Source organism: Ruegeria sp. AB9 (assembly GCF_056542585.1).
Genome location: NZ_JBQGAA010000047.1, coordinates 1 through 1,973 on the forward strand (window position 1 = coordinate 1; position 1,973 = coordinate 1,973).

Genomic DNA, 1,973 nt, shown 5'->3' on the forward strand with positions numbered 1-1,973 from the left:
ACGCATCCAGACCACCCAGCACATTGAAAGTGCCGCCATTGTCCAGATCGCCGGTCAGGTTCAGATCGCCAGTGCCCTGCAGATTGGTGATGCCGTCATTGAGCATATCTCCGTTGGCATTCAGAACACCATCATCCAGGTTGATGATGCCGCCTCCCGTGGTCGTCAACAGGCCACCCACATTGAAGGTGCCACCGTCCTGGTCCAATTGGCCGTTGCCGGTCAGAATCGTCGCGTTACCTGTCACATTGACTATGCCTGCATCCAGATTAAACAAGCGACTGTTGGACAGGGTGTCGGCAGTCAGTGTGCTAGTTGCGCTGGTGACATTGAAGTTGCGGGAATTGTTTAAACCGCCCGTTACCTGAATTTCACCCGTTCCGCTGAGGTTTACTGTACCACTATTGGACAGCCCGCTTTGTGCTTCCACCATCCCCCCGGACACGTTCAGTGCTCCATTTGCTTGATTGGTATACCTCCCTGTGGTGGTGGTCAGCGACGCGTTATTGCTGACGCTCACAACACCTTTCACATTGTTCACAGAGGAGCTTACCACCACGGCATCATTGCGGATAGTCAATCGCGCCACACCCTGTGCATTGCCGCCGGCGTTGATATTCATCCCACTGCTGCCAATATCCAGAAACCCAGTATTTGATACAGTCACAGCAGTTGTCGTCACAAAGCCGCCATTGGCATGATGCTCTCCGCCTGAAATGTTAAACGAAGTGTTCGTGTTTCGGGTCGAACCGTTTACGGTCACGACTCCGCCGCTCTGGTTCCATGTGTTGCCACGCTCATTGCTTATTGACCCGACATTGACTATTGCCGACCCCGCAACTGAAATGGATCCACGAGAACCTCCACCAAGCCCGCGGATCCGCCCTCTTACATTCGTGACGGATGTTCCTGAAAAACTTATGGAATTAAAAACGCTGCGTGTAATGTTCTCTACATTGAATTCTCCTCCCTGAATCCGCATAGCACTTGCAGATATATTTGCATTCCCTGAAATATTGACCACACCACCTGTTTGGGTCCAGCTAGAGGAAATGCTGTTCGAGAAAGAGTCGGCATTCAATGTACCGCCGGTAATCAGCACGCTTCCCTGTTGATTCCGACCAGCACCATTGGCGATGTTTCCCGTCACATTGATAACACCACCATTATCTACTTGCAGGCGGGCTTGGAAACGGTTCGTTATTCCACTATTGGCATTGAGCGTCCCCCCTGAGGACACTCGAAGTACTGTACCTCTGTTAAAGTTCAAGAGCGATCCGGTAGAGGTCAGGCTGCCCCCTGTGATCAACGCATCAGAGCCGTTTTGGTTAAGAAGTGATCCTGCACTTACATCACCGTCATCTATGTCAATTCGTACACCACCGCCATTGGCCCGCAATTGTCCGGCGATATCTATGGCACCTGTGCCGGTGCTGATCACCCGCCCGGTTACTCCTCCACCAATGGTGATGGTACCTGCACCTGTATTGGTGGCGCCTCCCGTGTTTCCTGAAAAGTCGATGGAACCGGTTGAGCTATTGGTCAGTACACCGGTAATACCGAAGCCGTCGGCAGTAACCATCGAGGTGCCCGTACTGGAATAATTAAGATTGCGGATATCATCAGTTAGAGATCCGGTAACATCGAAGGCACCACCGATAAAGGCGTTGTCACCCGCAGCTGGAACCTGATCGGTATCCCAGTTTATAGCTGTACCCCAAATGCCAGTGCCTGCATCATTGTCAAAGGTGACATTCTGGGCGGATACTTCGGTTATTTGCCCGCTCATCCCTATCCCTGCCCATAGTAACAGCCCATAACGTGCCCTGGCCAGTTTCCTGCCAACCGCAGATGCAATTACAGAGCCTGTAACTGCCGCAGAAGTAAGAACGTGTTTGCCGCGTTTGAAAATACGACCGCCGCGGAATATGTGACTGGCTTTATTGTTTGTGTGCTCTAATACCATTTACTCG

At 51.8% G+C, this 1,973-nt stretch carries 1 protein-coding gene; it reads right to left on the bottom strand.

What is annotated here, in order from left to right; translation table 11 throughout:
- On the bottom strand, nt 1–1,789 hold a 1,789-nt coding region (locus ACR0K5_RS25020; protein ID WP_480535048.1), incomplete at its 3' end, for a beta strand repeat-containing protein.
- Between the last annotated feature and the right edge of the window lie 184 nt (nt 1,790–1,973).